Source organism: Bilifractor porci (assembly GCF_009696005.1).
Taxonomy (GTDB): Bacteria; Bacillota; Clostridia; order Lachnospirales; family Lachnospiraceae; genus Bilifractor; species Bilifractor porci.
Genome location: NZ_VUMV01000002.1, coordinates 173,322 through 195,455 on the forward strand (window position 1 = coordinate 173,322; position 22,134 = coordinate 195,455).

15 protein-coding genes are annotated in these 22,134 nt (G+C 50.8%); 10 read left to right on the plus strand and 5 right to left on the minus strand.

The features are described 5' to 3' along the window. Positions 1–16: 16 nt before the first annotated feature. Together FYJ60_RS03605 and FYJ60_RS03610 are read right to left on the minus strand one after the other, a co-directional pair. Positions 17–1,129 carry a uroporphyrinogen decarboxylase family protein gene (locus FYJ60_RS03605; RefSeq protein WP_154457208.1) on the minus strand — a complete coding sequence of 371 codons (1,113 nt, stop codon included), beginning with the start codon at positions 1,127–1,129 and terminating at the stop codon, positions 17–19. A gap of 210 nt (positions 1,130–1,339) precedes the next feature. Next, on the minus strand, positions 1,340–2,818 hold the full coding sequence (locus FYJ60_RS03610; RefSeq protein WP_154457209.1) for a PucR family transcriptional regulator: 1,479 nt from the start codon (positions 2,816–2,818) through the stop codon (positions 1,340–1,342). Between the two features lie 254 nt (positions 2,819–3,072). Between FYJ60_RS03610 and FYJ60_RS03615 the strand changes: the two genes are divergently transcribed. The 3 genes from FYJ60_RS03615 to FYJ60_RS03625 all read left to right on the plus strand — a co-directional run bounded on the left by FYJ60_RS03615 (position 3,073) and on the right by FYJ60_RS03625 (position 10,225). Then, positions 3,073–7,878: a hypothetical protein gene (locus FYJ60_RS03615; RefSeq protein WP_154457210.1), complete on the plus strand. Its 4,806-nt coding sequence runs from the start codon at positions 3,073–3,075 to the stop codon at positions 7,876–7,878. A 410-nt stretch (positions 7,879–8,288) separates the two neighbouring features. Beyond that, complete coding sequence (locus FYJ60_RS03620) at positions 8,289–9,470, plus strand: iron-containing alcohol dehydrogenase (protein WP_154457211.1); 1,182 nt, start codon at positions 8,289–8,291, stop codon at positions 9,468–9,470. A 194-nt stretch (positions 9,471–9,664) separates the two neighbouring features. Continuing rightward, complete coding sequence (locus FYJ60_RS03625) at positions 9,665–10,225, plus strand: FKBP-type peptidyl-prolyl cis-trans isomerase (protein ID WP_235903308.1); 561 nt, start codon at positions 9,665–9,667, stop codon at positions 10,223–10,225. 2 nt (positions 10,226–10,227) lie between these two features. Here FYJ60_RS03625 and FYJ60_RS03630 read toward each other — a convergent pair whose 3' ends face one another. Next, a complete protein-coding gene (locus FYJ60_RS03630) occupies positions 10,228–11,079 on the minus strand; it encodes a class I SAM-dependent methyltransferase (protein ID WP_235903309.1) in 852 nt (283 codons plus the stop codon). A 402-nt stretch (positions 11,080–11,481) separates the two neighbouring features. On the opposite strand from FYJ60_RS03630, the gene FYJ60_RS03635 reads away from it, so the two are divergent. The 3 genes from FYJ60_RS03635 to FYJ60_RS03645 all read left to right on the plus strand — a co-directional run bounded on the left by FYJ60_RS03635 (position 11,482) and on the right by FYJ60_RS03645 (position 15,094). Continuing rightward, on the plus strand, positions 11,482–11,961 hold the full coding sequence (locus tag FYJ60_RS03635; RefSeq protein WP_154457212.1) for a gamma carbonic anhydrase family protein: 480 nt from the start codon (positions 11,482–11,484) through the stop codon (positions 11,959–11,961). Between the two features lie 201 nt (positions 11,962–12,162). Beyond that, positions 12,163–13,521 (plus strand): Trk system potassium transporter TrkA, encoded by a 1,359-nt coding sequence (gene trkA / locus FYJ60_RS03640; protein ID WP_154457213.1) that lies wholly within the window; start codon positions 12,163–12,165, stop codon positions 13,519–13,521. Positions 13,522–13,648: 127 nt separating this feature from the next. Beyond that, positions 13,649–15,094 (plus strand): TrkH family potassium uptake protein, encoded by a 1,446-nt coding sequence (locus FYJ60_RS03645; protein WP_330579099.1) that lies wholly within the window; start codon positions 13,649–13,651, stop codon positions 15,092–15,094. Positions 15,095–15,112: 18 nt separating this feature from the next. On the opposite strand, the gene hisC is transcribed toward FYJ60_RS03645, so the two are convergent. Both hisC and FYJ60_RS03655 read right to left on the minus strand, forming a co-directional pair. Then, positions 15,113–16,168 (minus strand): histidinol-phosphate transaminase, encoded by a 1,056-nt coding sequence (gene hisC, locus FYJ60_RS03650; protein ID WP_154457214.1) that lies wholly within the window; start codon positions 16,166–16,168, stop codon positions 15,113–15,115. 15 nt (positions 16,169–16,183) lie between these two features. Then, the gene (locus FYJ60_RS03655; protein ID WP_154457215.1) at positions 16,184–16,834 is read right to left on the minus strand and encodes an L-rhamnose mutarotase; all 651 of its coding nucleotides are present in this window, start codon (positions 16,832–16,834) and stop codon (positions 16,184–16,186) included. Positions 16,835–17,006: 172 nt separating this feature from the next. Here FYJ60_RS03655 and FYJ60_RS03660 point away from each other — a divergent pair, with 172 nt between their 5' ends. The 4 genes from FYJ60_RS03660 to FYJ60_RS03675 all read left to right on the plus strand — a co-directional run bounded on the left by FYJ60_RS03660 (position 17,007) and on the right by FYJ60_RS03675 (position 21,972). Further along, positions 17,007–17,849: an NYN domain-containing protein gene (locus tag FYJ60_RS03660; protein ID WP_205838947.1), complete on the plus strand. Its 843-nt coding sequence runs from the start codon at positions 17,007–17,009 to the stop codon at positions 17,847–17,849. Continuing rightward, a complete protein-coding gene (dapF, locus tag FYJ60_RS03665) occupies positions 17,846–18,688 on the plus strand; it encodes a diaminopimelate epimerase (RefSeq protein WP_154457217.1) in 843 nt (280 codons plus the stop codon). Before FYJ60_RS03660 ends, dapF begins: the two co-directional genes overlap by 4 nt. 45 nt (positions 18,689–18,733) lie before the next feature. Continuing rightward, complete coding sequence (locus tag FYJ60_RS03670; RefSeq protein ID WP_154457218.1) at positions 18,734–20,392, plus strand: putative manganese-dependent inorganic diphosphatase; 1,659 nt, start codon at positions 18,734–18,736, stop codon at positions 20,390–20,392. 281 nt (positions 20,393–20,673) lie between these two features. Continuing rightward, positions 20,674–21,972 carry an Mbeg1-like protein gene (locus FYJ60_RS03675; protein WP_154457219.1) on the plus strand — a complete coding sequence of 433 codons (1,299 nt, stop codon included), beginning with the start codon at positions 20,674–20,676 and terminating at the stop codon, positions 21,970–21,972. Positions 21,973–22,134: the final 162 nt, after the last annotated feature.

The window sequence follows — 22,134 nt, forward strand, 5'->3', positions numbered from 1 at the left end:
TTATATCACCATCCTTTCATTTCCCTGCAGCATCATCAGCAGCTTTAGCCATCATCTGCATATTTTCTATTTTTCCGTTAAAAGGAATATCGCAGCCAGAACATACCATGTATCCTCTCGGGCCGATTGTGTGAATGAGGTTCATTGTATAGTCATAAACGTCTTGAGGCTTGGAAAAAGCAATCATAGATGCCGGAACATCTCCCATAATGCACATCATATCGCCGATAACTTCTTTGGCTTTATGGATGTCAGTTTTCCCATCCAGTGCCATAATTGCTTTTTTAGGTGTAATGTCACGGAAATAGGGTAGGCCGAGATCCCAGCAAGCATCCAGGTGCAGAATGGGCAGGACATTGTACTGAATACAGAGATCAACAAGATCTCGGAAATATTTCCAGCTGAAGCGTTGGAACATAGTCGGATTCAATGTTTCCGGCGTGCCTCTCCAGCCGCCGATCCATACGCCGAACGGTTTGGCGGGGGATTCAAACAACTTTTGATAACGATTCATGTTGTATTTATGGATGACTTCAAATACAGCGTCTACCTTATCCGGAATTTCCATCAGATCATCAATTAAAAAGGCCTCCAGAGAACGGCCTCCGCAAAGCATTTCAAAGGGAGTGAGCAGAGAGCTGTTTTTAATAACAACAAAACCGGCATCTTCAAATCGTTTTTTTGCTGTAGGGCCATAGGAAACTAGCGGCTTCATTCTGGTGAGTGGATCACGAAGTTTTTCTTTCATGAATTTCAGATACCATGACTCAAAACCGTCACGCAGAATGATGTCATAATCCGCTTGGGTCACAAGTTCTTTTTCCTTTACCTGCCAGAGCTGGTTATCCGGAATATCCTCTCCGGGAACGCCAATGTTGGACAGCCAAAGGGTCGGAAGACCTTCCGGAGAAGAAAGTGTTGTCTGAACACCATCAACGTTGCCCAGCATTTTGGTCGCTTCGATATTACAGGTGCAGTTTAACTCCATGTCGCTGAGAAAATCGGATACATTGGTGTGTGTCATCGGTGCGGCGACAGCAGCAAGACCAGAAATAACCGGGATTTTATCCACAGGTTCCAGCGCGATAGCAGCCTTAATGCGTTCCAGACGTTCTTCATAAGTTCCCATAAAAATACCTCCTGAGTGCTTGTTCTTTTGATATTAAGCGAAGAAGATCATCTTTCTTTTCCTGTACAGGGTTTTTTCCGTTGTTTTTATGGTAAAAAAGAATGGACGAAAGAGAAAGGTGCAGATTAGGATAAAGAGAAATTTTCTTTGTGCAAAAATGTAGATAATAAAGAAATGGGAACCATACCAAAGGCCGGATAGTTCTCACTGTCAGCTGTCGTAATATAAAAATGTATAGAAAAACTCATTGATTTTCTGAAAGTCACGGGTGCTGGATAAAATATCTATTTCTTGAAAAGAGATAATATTGCGCATTCGCTCAAAGCGGTATAGGAAACTATTGCGATGAATTCCGAGGATGGCTGCAGCGGTTCCCGGGTGGAAACCACTGTAAAACCAGGCGCGCAGAGTTTCGTAATAGTGCGTATTGTTTTCCTCATCATATCTGTGGAGCCTGGATATTTCAGGCCTGAGATAGGTTCCGGAAAGATTGTCTTGTTTGAACAGGGTGTGGATATAGCTGTGGATATGATCTTCTGCACGGGAACGAAGCATTCCATTTTCCTTACAGCGTGCAAGTTCCATATGTGCCTGGCGAAAATATGGATGAAGATTCTGTATTCCATGGAATGTCATGCTTACTCCACAGTAGAACTTTTCCCCCAATGTATTCAGCTCAGATTCTACACGTTGTTCTGCTGTAAGACCGTTTTGTATATTACATAGAATGACGAGAAAACGATCTTCTCTGAAAACTGCTGCATTATGGAGACAGCCAGAAAGACGGGTATAACAGCCGGCAAGCAAGACCGGTTCGCCCGTTACGTTTTCTTCCAGCAGATAGAAGCGGAATAAATCACGATCAATGTTCCATCTAAGTACTTTTTGAAACAGAATCAGACTTTTTTCAGGGCAGGGACGCCCATCAATCAGGGCAGAGATCAGCTCTCCAATCCGGGAAGTGGGGCTGAAAACGTCTGGATGTCTGTACATGTATTGCTGCATATATTGGATCAGTACAGAAACCAGCCAGGAAAGCCCCTTCTCAAAAGGCTTTAACATGCTGAAAATTACCAGATGTCCGGCCATATAATTGTTGACAACAAGGCTGCAGTGCATGTATTGATAGTTTCCCATGTGAGAATTCCTGGTGGTTGGTTCTCTGTCAAGAAAAACGTTTGTAAGGTCAATGCTCTCCTGCAGTTTTTCCATGCGTTCTTCTGTAAGACCATTATTCTTCAGAATTTCTGCCCAGTGCCAGTGAATGGAAGCAGGGTAATCTGGAGAAATGGCCAGAGCTCTCCCGTCTGGAGCGTAGATAAATGCTGGGTTTTGTAAAATCCAGGCACTGTTATGCAGCATTTCCTGTAGACCATTATTAGAATTGCAGCAGTCCTTAAGACAATGTTCCCATTTCTGAAAATGTTCCATAATAGCGGAAACCTCGTTAAAGGCTTCTTCCGGGTCTACGTTGTGTATCAGGATCATATCGTATCGGTGAACAATCAGAGTATCATTTTCGGAGGAATCAAAAAATTCTCCGGCGCTTCCAATATAAACGGAATTTGGGTTTAAATCCCGCGGGATGATCCAGCGCACATTTTCTATTGTTGGAGATCCATTCTTTATCAGAGGAATTTTTTCTGGGTAAGGAAGCTTATTATAAATGTTCCAGATACTGATTTTCATGATACCTGTGTCTCCGTAATCTGTGATTTTGGCTGCTGTTAGTATTGTACCTTTCTTTTTTTATGCTGTCGACTTTTCTGTTTTCGCCAGTTTGGAAAAGTAAACCAGCCTGCCAGCCTTTTGCTAAGGTTAAAAATAAAGCGTAAAGCAGGAAAAACCTATTTATAGGTTTTTTTAGTGCTCTTTCGCTTTTCTTTTCAAGGCAGAAAAGGTATTATGAAAAAGTATAATATTTTTTAAGAGGGGGGAAACCATTGAAGAAAAGAAAAAAGCGTGGACGATTAATGTTCATCAGCGCACTGCTGTGCATGATGATGGTATTCAGCCTAAATCCGGTCAGCACACTGGCAGAAGGAGAAGGCGTGGTCGGTACGGCTTCGGTTGCAGCAACGGAGGATGCCGGAGAAAAAGGCACGACACAGGCAGACAATAAGACGGAAAGTACTGTGCCTCAGGCAGAGGAAATGGATGGGGACGCACAGTCACAGGAACCCGCGGCAGGAGCAAAGGCTGAGGAAGTACCGGAGATAACAACTGTGCCGTCGGAAACATCTGAGGTTTCGCAGGGTGACAGCACGGAAACAACAGCACCTGCCGGGACAGAGGAAACGTCCGGAGCGGCTGATGCCGCGGCAAAGGCAGCGAAAATGCCGGCTGCACTTCCAGCGGATGGCGAACCGTTCTGGATTAACGAAGACACGGAGACTACCTATGCGACCCTGGCGGAGGCAGTCGCTGCGGCGAATGAGGGCAGCACGGTTCACATGCGTGGCGAGATTAGCGCTTCTGCCGTGAGCGGAGCCAAGGTGGACAAGAACATCACGCTGGACGTGGCTGCTGACACAACCATCACCGGGACGGGAAGCGGCAATGGTTTTACGCTGGCTTCCGGATCGAAACTGCAGACGTCGGACGGAGCAACGCTCACAATGACCGGCTTTGGTACCGCACTTACGGTTGACACCGGTGCGGTCATGACGGACGGCACATATGTGTTCACGAACGTTAATACCGGTATCAGCCTGAAGGGCGCGATGAGCGGTACGGACCAGTCGAAGATGCACGTGACGGTGACGGCAAATAAGGGAGCTGCTGGTATAGTAACGACAGGCAAAGACTTAAAGTTTGATCATGTGTCGCTCATCTGGAATGGAGGTAATCAACAGGGTTACGCTGATTGTAGTCTGTACGCACAATACTCGGACATCACAATCCGTGATGTGTGGCTGGATTACACGGAGAACAAACCTTTAAACCTGTATCAATGTAACGTTCAGATCAGTGGGAAATTTTCCGGAAGCTATAATGGATTTGTTCTGTTGGTAGAACAAAACTGCAGGGCAGAAATTCGTGAATCGACTGTGGTTGTGCAGACGTCCAGGGTTAACGTGACCGGTGAACTGACGATTGATAAATCAACATTTACTGTTATGAACAGTAATTCCGGCGGATTCAACGTTAATTTTGGGGGCACGCTTCGCGTTAATAATTCCACACTGAAGGCAGATCATGTTGATCCAGCTTTTATTGCGGTTGGATCGCGCGAAAAATCCAATCTGTACATCGGCGGCTCTTCGGTAATCGAGACGCCCGGAAGTTCTTCCGCGGATTCTATCGGTGGCAACGGCGCGTTTGTTGTGACAGGCGGATCCTATAAAGTTGACGAGAACCAGCTTACCCGGGATGACCTGATCCCGACGAACGGCGAAGCCAATGGCAATGAAAAGCTTACCCTTTTCAATCTGGCAGATCCGTCGGTTTCCACCATCTCCATGGTAAATGCTAACGGTACAACGTATCCGTATCCGGTAGCGCAGGCAAATGAAGACGGCCAGAAGCGTGTCTGGGGTCCGAAGGCGACGGTGGTGTTCAAGCTGAATAACGGCAATGCCACATTTGCCGACGGGGCGACGGCGGACAAGACAGCTGCGACGATCCGCGGCAATTCCCTGAACTTTGTGAAGGGCAATACGGATCCGGGCACACCGGTAAGCAGCGATGAATTCCTCGGGTGGTACTACAAGGATAGTAAAGGTACAGAGCATCCGTTTACGATGGATACGGCTGTGAGTGGCGATACCGAAGTTTACGCCAAGTGGAACAAAATCAGCGTTGTGTACCATAACGGCGAGGGGCAGTCGTTCATTCAGAGCCCGCAGCCGGGCCAGACGGAGATGACGGTCATCGGCTATTCGGATATTGTGAACCGCAATTCGGACTTTGCCGTACAGGGAAAGACATTCGAGTACTGGACGACGGCAGAGGACGGAACGGGCACGCAGTACAAGAAGGGCGCTGCGGTTTCGTTTGAGAACGGGCAGACGCAGGTTGATTTGTACGCATATTACGGGGCAAAGCAGTACAGTGTCAGATTCTCGGCCGGCGGCGGCACGTTCAGTCCGAATTCCATCTATCACAATCCTAATTACTTTACGATTGAGACGGACAGCTACGGCGGGGAGACGGCGGTTCTCAAGAAGACGGCCACATATGGACAGACTCTGCACGACCTGACAGAGGCTCTCGGACTGGATTACAATCAGCTGAAGCCGGATGCGGATGCGGTGTGGAGCGGCTACAAGCTCGCTGACACGACATCCTGGTCAACCAGCGCGTTTTCCGGTGACGACTCAGAGGTTCGTTTTGATGATTACGTCGTATGGTTCATCATTCCGATAAACGGCGAAAATCCGACGATAACGGATGACATGACCTGGTATCTGCGCTGGACACCGACCGCCGAGCGCTCCAAACTCAACGGAACCATCACGCTCCCGGCTTATATCTGGCACGGCGGCAAAGAGAATGGCGATGACTCCACACGGATTCAGTCGGTTAAGCCGGGTGACACGGTGATCCTGACAGCAGCTGTTGACGTGAAGGAAGTAAAGGAAAAACTTAAAGCCATCGCGGGAAACTTTGGCGTCGGCCGGGATGAGTACAGCAGCATTGTCATAACGGATCCGAAGTGCACGTTTACGGCCGGCTTTGATATTCCGGAAGGATTTGCGGTTCCGGATGAGACGGCCATCCAGGTTAGCGCCGATGGGCTCGGCAGCTGTTTTGATGTGACGCAGACAAAGGTGAGCGGGCGAAAGATTACCGTGACCTTTGAACTGAAGAGCGGCATTGACAATTATCAGAAGCTTTATGATGCGGTAAACAGCACCGGTATACAGACGGCTCTTTCTGAATCGGATACGATCACCTTCACCATCGACGGTCTCATGGTCAATGGGGAAAACAAGTCTGACAGAGATGTCCTTGAAGTTTCCGGTGATGTGAGCGGCAATTTCCAGGCGATCGCGACGCTGGACCGCAATCCGGACGCCACAAGCCAGGGCACATCGTATTATTTCGCCTTTACGTTTAAGCCGTCTCAGACAGACTCCGGAAAGGACAGCAATGCAGACAGTAAGAATCCGATTTCGATTTCTTACCGCCTGAGCAAGACACAGAACCTGGTACTGCCGGGCGACATGACAACAGAGGGCGCGGCGGACAGCCGATCCATCCGGGAAGTGCAGCCGGGCGGCGTGTTAAACTATGTCGGCAGACTCGATGTTTCTTCCATAAAAGATCAGATTGACACGATGGAGGGGAGTGAGAGGGAACATAAGATCCGCAACGTGAAGAGCTCTTTCAGAGCTGTAATCACACTCGGTGATGGACTCTCCAGCAATGCGGACGCAGGCAGCGTGACGCTCACGGACAATGATCTGTTTGAAATCAGCGGTGTGACGGTTGAAGGCAGCACTGTCACGGTTGACATGACGCTGAAAAACGATTATACAAGCTTCACGGAACTTAAAGAGACCGTTGACAGCGTGAGCGATATTCTGGAAGTTACGGTTCCGGTTAACGTTTCGGCCAGTCTCCCGAGTGCCGCACGCATCACATCGACCGGAAGCTTAAACGGAATGTTCTCAGCGGAGGTTGTGGACGAGAAGGGACAAGTCCTGTATGAGCCGTCCTTCACATGGAAGGCGAAGCAGGCCTGCGAAGGAACAACGTCTGCGCTTGGAAACGGTAAAGATGATGCCCAGGGTGAGAACGACAACGATACAATTGCCTATACGGTAAAGACACCGTCCCTGTTCAATCTTCCGGGAGATATCCGTGTTCTGGAAGGCGATAATGAGCTGACCGGGAATGATACTATATACAAGAGCAGCGTCGGAGATCCGATTGTGCTTATTGGCGCTCTTGACGTGGACGATATCGTCAGCCAGCTTGATGCTATCAGCGATTCTTATGGAAACCCGGACAACATCACTCTTACTAATGCGGTCGGTGAGCCGGGCGTGACGTTTGGATTTACACTGAAGCTGAAATTCCCGGACGGTGTGACCATTGCTCCGGATGCAAAGGTGGAGGCGGTTGCTCCGACTTTCGGTAAGGATGCATTTGCCATCAAAAGCTCGGAGGTGAATGGTCAGGAAATAACGGTGAGGTTCGGGCTTGCGGATGACTCGGTGGACACGTTTGACAGGCTTTCCGAGATTGTTCATCAGGTTGGATATTCGGATGCGGAGCACGTCATGAAGATCCGCTTCTCCGGACTTACAGTCACGGGATCCGGTCAGCAGACGATCACGGTTGAGACGCTGCAGGGCAGCTTCTTTGCAAATGCGAAGAACGCGGAAGGTACGGTAAAGCCGTTTAACTTTACATGGAACGGTGTTCAGTCCACAGCAGGCGGTGTGCTCTCTGATCTTCTCGGTGAGGGAAAGGACGTAGCACAGGCAGCAGATGATAACACGATGATTGCATTTACGCTGACGGCGGCTGAGAAACCAACAGAACCGGCACCCAAACCAACAGAACCGGCACCCAACCCGACGGATCCAGCACCGAAACCAGAGGTGACAGACACAGCAAGACAGTCTGTTTCCCCTACAACCGCTCCGGCCCAAAAGATCCGGACGGTGGACAAAGTCGGGAAGAATGCGCCGAAGACCGGAGACCAGATGAATCTGAGTCTGTGGCTTATCGTATTGAGTGCGGCAGCAGAGGCATTGGTTATCATGCTGATCTGCAGAAGAAAAGCAGAAAAGTAATACGCTCATGCGCAAAAGAGTGCCTGGCAGGCGGAAGAACTGATTAATCAGACACGAAACTATGGAAGGCAGTCAGGATAGAAAACCTGGCTGCCTTTTCATACAAATTGTGATTGGGGTAATATAATATATATTTTTTCATATGTTTGATTCCCTTTGTTATATCTGTAATTCCTTGATACAATACAGGTATAAGCTCCGTCTGTTCACAGAGAGGGTCGGGCAGGTTTTCCGGCAATGCGGCCGGGGATTCGGCCGGGCTTATCCGGAAGGCCGGTTCCTGCCGGGCGGACGTGCACCGTATTTGTGAATGTTCGGAGAGAGCAAGCCTGCTTTTTGCTAAAAGCGAGGCGGGTTTGTTGTGTGTAGGAGAGGTGTAGAAGTGCGTTAGAGTGAAATGGGAGGCAGCTATGGAAAATTTTGTGCAGTATGCGCCGACGGAAATTGTCTTTGGAAAAAAGACGGAAGAAAAGGCAGGAGAAGAGGTTAAAAAGTGGGGAGGAACCAATGTACTGGTCGTTTTCGGAAGTGACCGGGTAAAAAAGAACGGGCTTCTGGGCAGGGTTGAACAATCGCTGTCAGATCAGGGTATTTTATTCCGGGAATTCGGGGGTACTCTGCCGAATCCCCGTTTGGCTCATGCGGAAGAAGGTGTTCGGAAAGCCGTGATCTATGATGTGGATTTTATTCTGGCTGTCGGCGGAGGAAGCGTGATTGATACCGCCAAGGCCATTGCTCACGGAACGGCTAACCCGGAGACGGATCTCTGGGATATCTGGACCGGAAAGGCTCCGCTTACGCAGTCGCTTCCTGTGGGATGTGTGCTGACTTTTGCGGCAGCGGGAAGTGAGATGAGTGATTCCGCGGTTCTTACGAATGAAGAGGTCGGACTGAAAAAAGGTATCAATACTCCGCTGAACCGGCCGAAGTTTTCCATTCTGAACCCGGAGCTTGCTTTTACCGCGCCGAAATACCAGATTGTCTGCGGGGTGGCGGATATTATGATGCATACGATGGAGCGCTATTTCATTCCGGGCATTACCTGTCAGCTTACGGACGAGATCGCCGAGGGGCTGCTTCGCACCATGGTTAAGAACGGCGCAGTGGTATCGGAGACTCCGGACGATTTTGATGCGATGGCGGAGGTCATGTGGTGTTCCAGCATTTCTCATAATAACCTGACGGAGTGCGGAAGGGGAAAGGATTTTTCCGTACATAAGTTCGGCATGCCTCTCAGCGCGCGGTTTGATTCTACGCACGGGGCGACGCTCACGGCTGTCTGGGGTTCGTGGGCACGGTTCCAGATGGACGGAGCGGTTGACCGTTTTGCGCGCTATGCCAGAAAGGTTTGGGGCGTGACGGAGACGGACGACAATAGGGCGGCGGAAATGGGAATCGACAGGACGGAAGAGTTTTTCCGGTCTCTGGGTCTGCCTGTTACTCTTCCCGAACTGTTAGGAAGAAAGCTGACAGAGGAGGAAATCTGCGAAATGGCCGATATGATTACGATGGGCGATACGATCCGGCTGTCCCGGATTCATCCGATCGGGAAGAAAGCGGCAGAAAAGATTTACCGGGAAGCGAATAAGTAAAAGGCCGAACACTAATACAAACATTTTTCACAACTCCGTGATATGCTGATATACAGTTTTATTTCCCGCAATACATGATTCGGACATGCTTATCAGTCGGGAAAAAGATATGGTATATTTTTACCGTTCTGTTTCCCGGAAGGCATGTACAAATCTTCCGGGAAACAAGTTTGACAGGAACAGGAGCTGGAAAAATGAAAAAGGAAAACAGGAAAATGGCGCAGGAACTGCGTGCGAAGGAGCGTGCCGCTGCGGACAGGAGAAAGAGAACACAGAAAATAGTGATTACCGTGCTGGTTCTTGCGGCAGTCGCGGTTGTGACAGTTGGTATAATTCTGACCTCCACTTCGATCGGGAAGAAGAGTTCAGCCTCATCGGAATCGGTGGCATCTGCCAGTGCTTCTTCGGCAGGTACGGCTGCCGGAACTTCTGCTTCTTCCGGGGCGTCCTCTTCCTCGGAAAAGACACTGGATACAACAGAGGGAACGGTAGTAGAGGCCGGCGATACGATCAACCTGGATTATGTGGGCAGCGTGGACGGCGTAGAGTTTGAAGGAGGAAGCACCCAGGGACAGGGGGCGGATCTGACTCTCGGATCCGGAACCTATATTGACGGCTTTGAAGAGGCTGTGGAGGGCCACAAAGTCGGAGAGAATTTCGATATCAATGTGACCTTCCCGGAAAATTACGGCAACTCTGATCTTGCGGGCAAGGATGCCGTGTTTAACATTACCATCAACGGAGTTTATAAATAATATTATTTCTTTTTGTGAACTTCCACCAGAAACATAGGGGTAGTTGCAGCATAATTTATTTTCTCACTCTCGGACCAGACTTTCTGCCAGATTTCTGTATCGACACAGATTTCGGCGTCTGTCAGTCCGAGTTTTTTTAATGTCCGGATATCCCAGTCGGGGCGGTTCTGCCGGGTTAGGGGAACTCTGCGGACAATTCCGTCCATGGCATCCTCATCGATTCCCGGATCTGTCTCAAAATTGCGGATTCCGTTTTCTTCCACGATTCTCCGTTCTTCCTGCCGTGCCGTCTGCATTTTATCATCGTAGATCCAGGTGTACCAGTTGGCATCAAAATTGAGCAGAAGACCGCCTTTTTTCAGGACACGGAGCCAGGAGGCATAGGCATTTTCAGGATGCTCCAGGTTCCATGTCAGGTTTCTGGATATAACAATATCAAAGGTGCCGTCGGGAAAAGTCAGGTTCTGTGCGTCCATCTGACGGAAACAGATATTGTCGGCCAGGGCTCCCGCGTTTTTTCTTGCTTCGTCCAGCATGGCTGCCGTAAAGTCTGCCGCTGTGACAGAATAGCCGGCTCCGGCCAGGATAATGGAAAAGAAGCCGGGACCGGTACCGATATCAAGGACGGATAGGGCTTGGGGCGGTACGGACGGGAAGACAGACCGGATACGCTTTTCGATTTCGCCCAGCCAGTCCCCGCCGACTTCTCCGGCCAGTTCTTCCTGATTCACAAGCGAGTAGCCGCCCGCGCGGTTGGTCCAGTAGCTTTCGATCTCCTGGTGCAGAGATTTTCCGGCAGTGCTGTTTTCTTTTGCGGACATGCAGCCCGGTTCTTCTTTTTTTGTGTCTGACATTTTTCTATTTCCTTCTGTATTTGTGGTGATCCTGTTTGTTGTCGTTTCTGGAGCGAAAGCTTCCTGGTCCGCAAGCGGCCCGTAAGCTTTTGCTCTGAAACTGGACTTATGAAGTATTTTCTTGTATAAGTCCTTCGCGCTGCTCCGCTGCTTGCGCAGCTCTCGCATCGCTAACAGGTATTCGCATTTTCGCGGTGCTTCACACCGCTTCATGCTCATACCTGTTGTCGTTTCTGGAGCGAAAGCTTCCTGGTCCGCAAGCGGCCCGTAAGCTTTCGCTCCGAAACTGGACTTATACAGTAAATCATGTTAAGTGTATCATATTCTGTGGAAGTTCAGGGAAAAAGATGGTAGCATGGCAGTATGGAACGATGGAGAAGAGACAGGAGGGCATCAGATTATATGCGGGAGAAAAATTATTACCGGACTGAGGGATGTTATCTCTCCGGAGATGTGACGGTGGGGGATGATAGTAATTTCTGGTATGGAGCGGTGGTTCGCGGGGATGCGGCTCCTGTTTCGATCGGAAAGCGCACGAACGTGCAGGACAATGCTGTGATTCACGGCAGCATTGGGCATCCGGTCCGGGTGGGAGACGGCGTGACGGTTGGGCATTCTGCCATTGTTCATGGTTGCACCGTCGGTGACAATACGTTGATCGGCATGGGAGCCATTGTACTGGATGACGCGGTGATAGGAAAGAACTGCATTATAGGCGCCGGCTCGCTGGTAGCCGGAGGAACGGTTGTGCCGGACGGAAGCATCTGGTTCGGGGCGCCGGCCAGGTTTCACAGGCAGATGCGGGAAAAGGATATCGATGCAAATCGGAAGAATGCGGATCATTATGTGAAAATGGCCGCAGAGCATATTGCACCGCATTGATCAAAGTGTTATAATTGCCAGACTGCGGGCCATAATTTCTTTGAAATGGGCTCGCAGTCAGGTTTTTACCTGTTTTTCCTATAAAGATATGGGTGTCAAAATACCTTTTGCCACCCATGGATTACGCGTGGCGTCGGACTTATGACACGGTAATCCTAACATTCTTTCTTCAGATATCAGATTATCCAGGAAGGGGCAGTTATGCAAATTGTCATAATCGGCTGCGGGAAGGTCGGCAAGACTCTGGTCGCACAGCTTGTGGCGGAAAATCACAACATCACGGTTATCGATACCAATCCGGAGGTTGTGGAGGACATCACGGAGCTGTACGATGTTCTGGGAATTGTGGGAAACGGTACCAGCAATCAGATTCTTCAGTCTGCGGATATTGAACACACGGATGTCCTGATTGCCGTGACAGACCGGGACGAAGTAAACCTTTTGTGCTGCGTGATCGCCAAGCAGAAATCAGCCTGCCACACGATCGCAAGGGTAAGAAATCCTATTTACTCGGCGGAGCGGCATTTCCTCCGGCATGAACTGCAGCTGTCCCTGACGATCAATCCGGAGCAGGAGGCGGCGAGGGAGATTGCGCGTCTGCTTCAGTTCCCGAATGCGGTGGAAATAGACAGCTTTGCTCAGGATCGGATTGATATGCTCCGGTTCCGGATCATGAAAAATTCTCCGCTGGAGGGAAAGGCGCTTCGCGACCTGTCCCCGATTCTGGGCGGAAATATTCTTGTCTGCATGGCCGGTACGGAAAACGGGTCGGTCGTCATACCGGATGGAAATTATGTGGTTAAGGTCGGAGATACCCTGACCATTATCGCCATGCCCGGAGAAGCAGAGAAATTTTTCAACCGCATCGGGATTACCACCAACAGGGCGAAAAATACGATTATTATCGGCGGAGGCGGCATTTCCTACTATCTGACGGAATTCCTTCTGAAGATGGGTACAGAAGTGAAAATCATCGAGCAGAACAAGGCACGCTGCGAGGAGCTGAACGAGCTCTTCCCAAGTGCGGTCATTGACTGCGGGGACGGAAGCAGCCAGGAGCTTCTGAATGCGGAGCATCTGGAGACGATGGATTCTCTGGTGGCCTGTACAGGGATTGATGAGGTGAACGCGATTCTTTCCCTGTACGCCAGAAAAAAGGTCAGAAAGAAAGTTGTCACCAAGCTGAACCATGTGGAGTTTGACGACGTGATTGACAGTTTGGATCTGGACAGTGTCGTCAATCCGAGAAAGCTGACGGCTCAGAAAATTCTGCAGTACATCCGTGCGATGAATAACAGCATGGGAAGTAATGTAGAGACACTTTATCGTCTGATGAACGGGAAGGTGGAGGCTCTTGCCTTTATTATCCAGAAGGCGTCTCCGGTGACGGGCGTCCGTCTGGCGGACCTGCGGACAAAGCAGAACACGCTGATCGCCGGTATTATCCGCGGCGGCCGTCTGATTATCCCCGGCGGGCAGGACACCATAGAGGTAGGGGATTCGGTCATTGTTGTGACGACGAATCTCGGCTTTGTAGATATTTCTGATATTCTGGATTGACGCAGCTGTGGAATCCGGACTTCGCAGTCCCGGTCTGATCACCGTGGAACAAAGGCGGGCAGGCAGGGCTGTCACGTCTCCGGAGACAGTCTGACGTTCTGGCTTGCATGAAAGAGGAAAAAAAACAGTGAATTATTCAATGATCCGGTTCATTCTGGCCTGGGTACTGAAGGTAGAGGGAGTGCTGATGCTGCTCCCTTGTATCATTTCTCTTATTTACCGGGATCCGGAAGGGAAAGTTTACCTTTTGCTGGCGCTTGCCGCCATGCTTGTGGGAGGACTGATCAGCGCCCGCAGACCGAAGAATATGGAGCTGTATCCCAAGGACGGCTTTGTCGCCGTGGGACTCTCCTGGGTGCTCTTAAGTGCCTACGGGGCGCTTCCGTTTGTGTTTACCGGCGAGATTCCTTCCTATGTGGATGCTTTTTTTGAGATCGTCTCCGGTTTTACAACAACCGGTTCTTCCATCCTTTCGGATGTGGAGGCTCTGTCACACACCACCCTGCTGTGGAGAAGCTTCTCGCACTGGGTCGGCGGCATGGGAGTTCTTGTGTTTATCCTGATGATGATACCGTCTCAGAACGGATCGCACATGAATCTGATGAAGGCGGAGAGCCCCGGCCCGGAGGTTTCCAAATTTGTTCCCAAAGTCCGCAATACGGCCAGGATTCTGTACCGCCTCTACCTGATCATGACAGTGGTGCAGATTGTGCTGCTTCTGGCTGCAGGTATGTACTGGTTTGATGCTCTCTGCATTTCCTTCGGAACCGCGGGCACCGGAGGTTTTGGTATTCTGAATTCCAGCTGCGGAAGCTACACACCCGCACAGCAGTGGATTATTACGGTATTCATGATTGCCTTCGGCGTGAATTTCAGTTTTTACTATCTGCTGAAAATCCGCAGGCCGAAGGACGCGTTTAAGATGGAAGAAGTCCGTTATTATATCATCATCATCCTTCTTGCCATCGGTGTTATCGCATGGAACATCAGCGGGTCCGGAATGTATCACGGGGTGGAAGAGACGGTTCGGGCATCGGCTTTTCAGGTCGGCAGTATTATTACCACCACCGGATTTTCCACGACAGATTTTGATATGTGGCCGACCCTGTCCAAGACCATACTGGTCGGACTGATGGTGATTGGCGCCTGCGCGGGAAGTACCGGAGGCGGTATCAAGGTCAGCCGGTTTGTTATCTGTCTGAAATCTGTCAAACAGGCGATTTACGCCATTGCCCATCCGCGCGCGGTGCGGAAGATCCGCATGGACGGACATCCGGTGCCGGAAAATATTATGCGCTCCCTGTATGGGTATATGGTTGCCTATTTCGCCATCTTTGCTTTTTCTGTGCTGGCAGTCAGCGTGGATAATTTTTCGTTCGAGACGAATTTCACCGCGGTTGCCGCCACGCTGAACAACATCGGTCCGGGACTTGCCCAGGTGGGGCCGACACAGAATTTCGGAGGGTTCAGCATTTTCTCCAAGCTGGTGCTGTCCTTTGACATGCTGGCCGGAAGACTGGAACTTTTCCCCCTCCTGATGATCTTCTATCCGAAGACATGGAAAAACTGTTAATGACAAAATAAAGCCGGTTTACCGGAGAATCTCATCCAGCGCGTCAAACAGCGCCTGCATTTGTTCTTTGGTGCCTATGGTAATGCGAAGATAGTTATCGATTCTGGGTCTGTTGAAATAGCGCACATAGATGTGCCGTTTCCGCAGACCCTCAAATATTTTTACGGCCGAAACAGTTTCATGGGAGGCAAAAAGGAAATTTGCCTTCGAGTCCGCGAAATGGAAGCCCCGCTTTCTCAGTTCGTCCTTTGCCCATTCGCGCGTTTCTATTATTTTTCTGGTTGTATTCCGGAAATAGATGTCGTCCTGCAGGGCGGCTTTTCCCAGAAAAATAGAGGGGCGGTTCATGGTATAGGAATTGACAGAATATTTTACATCCTGCATGAAGCGGATCAGCTTTTCGTTTCCGATGGCGAAACCGATTCGCATGCCTGCCATGGAGCGTGACTTGGAAAAGGTCTGCACAACCAGAAGGTTGTCGTATTTTTTCAGGAGCGGGAGGGCGGAGGCGGTGCCGAAATCCACGTAGGCTTCGTCGACGATCACGACGGAATCCGGATTCTGGCGGATGATCTGCTCGACACCCTCCGGATTCATTGCAGCGCCGGTGGGCGCGTTGGGGTTCGGGAAAATAATGCCTCCGTTTTCCAGGGTGTAATCTTCCGGACAGATGCGGAACTGATCGTCCAGAGGGATGGTCCGGTAAGGAATCCGATATACATCCGCCCAGACTTCGTAGAAGGAATAGGTAATATCAGGGAAAAGGACAGGCTTTTTCCCATGGAAGAAGGTCAGAAAAGCCATGGAGATTACGTCGTCGGATCCGACTCCGACAAAGATCTGCGAGGGACTGACCTGATAATGATCTGCCAGGGCATGCACCAGGTCTGCCGAGGCCGGATCCGGATACAGACGCATCTGACCGGCATCCATGGCGCTTAGGGCTTTCTGTACGCCCGGTGCCGGAGGATACGGATTCTCATTGGTGTTCAGTTTTATCATATCCGGCTGGTTCGGCTGTTCTCCGGGAACATACGGAACCACCTTTCTCACATTGTCTTCCCAGCTGCCCATAAATGATCTGCCTCCTTAATTGTGATATCCGATCCTGACGATATGGTTGTGATGCTCCCCGGTAATCCAGTCTACATCGTCGGTGTACCAGCTCATGATTTCCAGCATTTTTGTCTCCCAGGCAACCGTGTCCTTTTTGTCCTGTTCGGTGGGAGCCTTTTCCATGGTCACATCAATCTCGTCATACCCGAAAATAAAATCTTCGGCATTCCAGATGGAAAAATTGCTGTCCGGTCCGGGATCGGTTTTTCCCTGGCGGGCATCAATCAGGCCGTCATGGCGCCGCTTGTATTCTTCCTGGAAGCTGCCTTTTAAGCGGGTGACGAACACGCGGTGACGGATTTGTTCCTTGTTCGGCCTGACAATGCCGAAATCATGATACATCAGTCTCATCTCGCGGTCCGGTCCGGAAATCCAACGGAAAGATCCCGCCATCTCATTCTCCAGAGCCTGAAATTCCTTCCGGGTGTGATCATCGGGCTTCGGTCCCATTTCGTCTGTCTCGTAGTAACCGAAGACCAGATCTTCAATATTCCACAGGCTGAAATTCTTTATTTCCAGATCGTCCATGATCCGGGTCAGGCGGTTCCAGATTCTGCCCAGACCGCTGCGGAAATCATTAAAACGCCCGGCTGAAATCTGCAGGGCAACAGCATGTCTTTCCATGATAATCCTCCTGGTAGACTTTTGATATTTGAAAATGCTATACTAACGTAAGGTTTGTATATTTTTATACGTGTATAAGTCCGCCTGCCCGGTTCCGTAAGCGGACCGTCCGCTCGTACAAAGAAGCAGGACTGATACACTTATGATAGTGGGGGAATGGAGGAAAGTCAATTTGGAAAATGACAGACGGTATGCGGTTCTGATCGACGCGGATAATATTTCAGAAAAATATATTAAGATTATTCTGGAGGAGACGGCGAACAACGGAATTGCTACTTACAAGAGAATATACGGGGACTGGACCAGCACGCATATGAACAAGTGGAAGCCTGTCCTGCTGGACAATTCCATTATTCCCATGCAGCAGTACAGCTATACGACAGGAAAAAACGCGACGGATTCCGCCATGATTATTGACGCGATGGATATTCTGTATTCCGATACGGTGGACGGGTTCTGCCTGGTTTCCTCGGACAGCGATTTTACCCGTTTGGCGGCGCGACTCCGGGAGGCGGGCAAGCAGGTCATCGGCATGGGGGAGAGCAAGACACCGCAGCCTTTTATTTCGGCCTGCAATCAGTTTAAGTATCTGGACCTGCTGCTGGAACAGAAACTGGAGGAGGAGGCCGCGGAGGCGGAAAAGACGGCAAAGGTATCGGAAGAGAAGGTGAAGAAGGTCCGCACCAAAACCAGACAGCAGAAGGATCTGGAGAAAAAGCGCCAGAAGGATCTGAACCGTGTCCGGAACACCATTGACGCCATTCTGGAGAAGTTTTCGGATGATGACGGCTGGATTTTCTCCGGCAAGCTGGGAGATCACCTGTCCAAGCGGCTGCCGGATTTTGATGTGCGGAACTTCGGATTTTCCAAATTCACTGCCTTTATCAAGTCTCTGGGCAGCTACGAATGGAATGAAATCCTGGACAACAATCACCAGAAGCAGATTTACTTCCGCAGAAGATTGAAGGACGATAAAGTCGGAAAAACAGAGGAGAAGAAAGGCGTTTTGGAATGAAGTTTACAAAGATGCACGGATGCGGCAATGATTATGTATACGTCAACTGTTTTACAGAGAAGGTGGATCATCCGGAAGAAACGGCCATTCTGGTCAGCGACAGGCATTTCGGAATCGGGTCGGACGGCCTGATCCTGATTAAACCCTCCGATGTGGCGGATTTTGAGATGGATATGTACAACGCGGACGGATCCCGCGGGGCTATGTGCGGGAACGGAATCCGCTGTGTGGCAAAATATGTGTATGATAACGGCCTGACGGACAAGACCCGGATTACGGTCAGCACCGGAAGCGGAATCAAGACGCTGGATCTGTCGGTGGAAAACGGCTGCGTAAAGACGGTCCGTGTAAACATGGGGAGTCCGGTCCTGGAGGCGGAAAAGATTCCGGTTGTCTCCGATACGTCCAGGGTGATCAGCCAGCCGATTACGGTGGCCGGAAAGGACTTCTTCTATACGGCATTGTCCATGGGAAATCCGCACGCGGTTGTTTTTCTGGATGATGTGGAGAATCTGAAAATTGAGGAAATCGGTCCGGAATTTGAGCATCACAGAAATTTTCCGGACAGAGTCAACACGGAGTTCATCAAGGTGATCGATGATCACACCATTCAGATGCGCGTCTGGGAAAGAGGCTCCGGGGAGACACTTGCCTGCGGCACCGGCGCCTGCGCGGCGGCAGTGGCCTCCATTCTGAATCACAAGGTAAGCAGCCGGAAGGTTTCGGTTCTTCTGCGCGGCGGAGAGCTGCAGATAGAGTGGGCCGGAGAAGGGCAGCCGGTTTATCTGACCGGACCGGCCGTTACGGTATTTACGGGCGAATATCCTGCCGGAAAATAACCGGAGGGGAGAATACGGCGCGTTTTGCGGAAGGCGGAAGCAGAAATGAAGAAGAATAATGAGATTTATATTGTGGGGCACAGAAATCCGGATACGGATTCCATTTGTTCGGCGATTGCCTACGCGGATATCAAGAACCGGTCGGAAAAAACAAAAATTTACCGGGCCATGCGTGCGGGCCAGGTGAACGAGGAGACCGAATTTGTCCTGAAGTATTTCCAGGTGGACCAGCCGGATTATCTGCCGGATGCAGGGACGCAGGTGGAGGAGATCGAGATCCACAAGGTTCCGGGCGTCTCTGGGGATATGTCTGTGAAGCAGGCATGGAACAGCATGAAAGAGCAGAATATCGTCACGCTTCCGATCACCACAAAGACCAATCGCCTGCAGGGGCTGATTACGGTGACGGATATCGCAAAATCCTATATGGATGTGTACGACAGTGATGTACTTTCCAAGGCGAAAGCGCAGTACTCTGTCATCGCGGAGACCCTGGACGGAGAAATCCTGGTGGGAGACGGACAGAAGCATTTCGAGACTGGCCGGGTTATCATCGGAGCCTTTCATCCGGATATGATGTCGTCCTTTATTCATGAACACGATCTGGTTATTCTCGGAAACCGTGTGGAGGACCAGCTCTGCTGCATTGACCTGAAGGCGGGCTGCCTGGTTGTCGGACTGGGGGCAAAGGTCAGCAATTCCATCAAGAAGCTGGCGGAGGAAGCCGGAAGTGTTATCATCAGCAGTCCGCACGATACCTACACCATCGCGCGGCTGATCAACCAGGCTATCCCTATCAGCCATCTGATGAATGCGAAGGATCTGATTAAATTCAGCATTTCAGATAAGGTGGATGACATTGAAGAGGTGATGAAGAACAGCCGGCACAGGGATTATCCCATTCTGGACAAGAGAGGCTGCTATGTAGGAACCATCTCCCGCAGGAATCTGATCGGCCTTCATGGGAAGAGACTGATTCTGGTGGATCACAATGAAAAATCACAGGCGGTTCTGAATGTCGGTGAGGCGGAAATCCTGGAAATTGTGGACCATCACAGGCTGGGGTCTCTGGAGACAGTGGGTCCGATTATGTTCCGGAACGAGCCGGTTGGCTGTACCGCGACCATCATGTATGAAATTTATCATGAGAGAAGGCTGAAAATTCCGCAGAAAATCGCCGGCCTGCTCTGCTCCGCGATTATTTCGGACACTCTACTGTTCCGCTCTCCTACCTGTACGCCGCTGGATCAGAAGGCGGCCAGGGAGATGGCGGAGATCGCCGGAATTCAGGATCTGGAAAAATATGCCGCCGACATGTTCCGCGCGGGAAGCAATCTGGAGGACAAATCGGCGGAGGAGATTTTCTACCAGGATAACAAACGGTTCAATATAGAGAAAACGGTATTCGCCGTCGGACAGATCTCCTCCATGTCCGGAGAAGAGCTCCATCTGATTAAGGACAAGCTGATCCCGCATCTGGAGATGGAGTGCGGAAAGCACGATGTCCATATGGTGTTTTTCATGCTGACCAATATTATTGAGGAGTCCACGGAGCTGCTGTATTACGGGGAAGGCGCAAAGGAGCTGATTGAGGAGGCTTTCCACACCGAGGTCGGCGCGGCCAGCTGTGTTCTGCCGGGCGTCATTTCCAGGAAAAAGCAGCTGATCCCGGCATTTATGCGGGCTCTGCAGGAGAAGGATTGAACGGATACGGAACAGCAGCGTCGGCCCGGTTCTTTTCCGGGGCGGAGAACAGGGATCCCACACATCTTTCATAAAAGGCAGGAGTAAGAATTGTGAAAAATTACTCCTGCTTTTTCTTTGCATTCTTATGTAAACTCAGCTATAATAAGCATACACTTCAGCGGCAGTTCCGCTCGGAACTGTCATCTCTATTTTTTATCAGTTGAAGAAAGCGTTACCGGTGCCGTTTGTCAGTTCTGTCCGGCCAGCCTCTGTCCGGTCAGAAAAGGAGGGAGGCTGCCTTGGGATGCACGGATTCGGAAATGGTTGTGGCTTCACAGATCGCCAGGATGGATTTTGATCCCGCCATCCTTAAAGAGGGCGGGTGCAGCGTAGGAGAAGTCATCGAAGAGGAAAAGAAGTATGCGGATAAGAACAGAAAAAAAGAGCTGGAAAAACTGGAGGCGCTTCTGAGGGAAACGCCGGGGGCGGAAAACAGCAGGAACTGGATCATCCGGGATGTGTGCAACGACCAGAGGGGCAGCGGGATGTATGCCTGTCTGCTGGAAACGTCTCCGGGAGAAGCGGTTCTTGCTTTCCGGTGCAGTGAGTCAGATACGCCGGAAAGCATCATGAAGGACTGGGTGCTGTCCGATCTGGGACTTCTTAACCACATGCTGACCCCGCAGCAGTGGGCGGCGGAAGCCTATACGCAGGAGGTGTACCGGAAATATGGAAACAGCTTTGCCACGTTTTCTTTTTCCGGACATTCTCTGGGAGGAAATCTGGCGGAGCACGCGGCGATAACCGCTCCGGCAGCTATGAGGGAAAAAATCGGGATATGCCGGAATCTGGACGGACCGGGATTTTCCGGCGCCTACCTGACCGCCCATGCGGGGGAAATCGCCGAAACCGCCGCACGGATCCGGCATGACAGGTGGAGTCTTGTGGGAAATCTGCTGAATGCTGTGCCCGGAACAAGGACAGAGACCGTTACCGCGGTGACTCCGATGATGGGAAATCCCCTGAAGTCGTTTCTGTGGAGACATGATACACAGACGTTGATCTACGATAAAAACGGCAATTTTGTCAGCGGCGTGCAGGACCTGCTTGCCAGGGGATTGTCTTCGTTGTCCAGGAAACTGGATTTTTCCATGTTTGTTTTCTCTCCCGGCAGGATGGTCTTAAGCAGCCAGACAAACCGGCTGAGGGAGAGGTGGAAAAGCGCGGAAATAGTTGAGGATTTTGCAGACCCCAAAAGTTTTCCGGTATCGGCAGGATCCGATGCGCAGACAGCCGCGGACACCGGCGCCGTCAGGCGGAATCTGGAAAAGGCGGAAGCTCTTGTCCCGAAAATCCTGCGGCTTGCCGCGGAGGCGGAGGCGGCGGCCGTCCGGGTTTCTTATTCCGCGGCGGAAGCAGGAGAGGGAAAACGGCAGGTGTGCCGATGCGCAGAGCTTCTGGAAAAAGACGGGCGGGCGCTGAAAGGCTGGGCGTCCCGCGGCAGAATGATCTGTCAGGGCTATGAGGAGGCGGAGCGGCAGGCAGGTGTGCTGGCAGCAAACCTGCTGTCCGGCCGGCCCCTTACCGCAAAGAGGTAGATGACAGAAACGACACAGACGGGACAAGAATCAGCCCCTGAAGTGGTCTCTTCCTATGAAGGGGCAGGCGGCAGAAAAATACAGACGGGAGAAGAATCTGTCCTTGAAGCGTTCTTTTTCTGTGAAGGGGCAGGCGGCAGCGGCGGGACGGCGCCGGAGGGA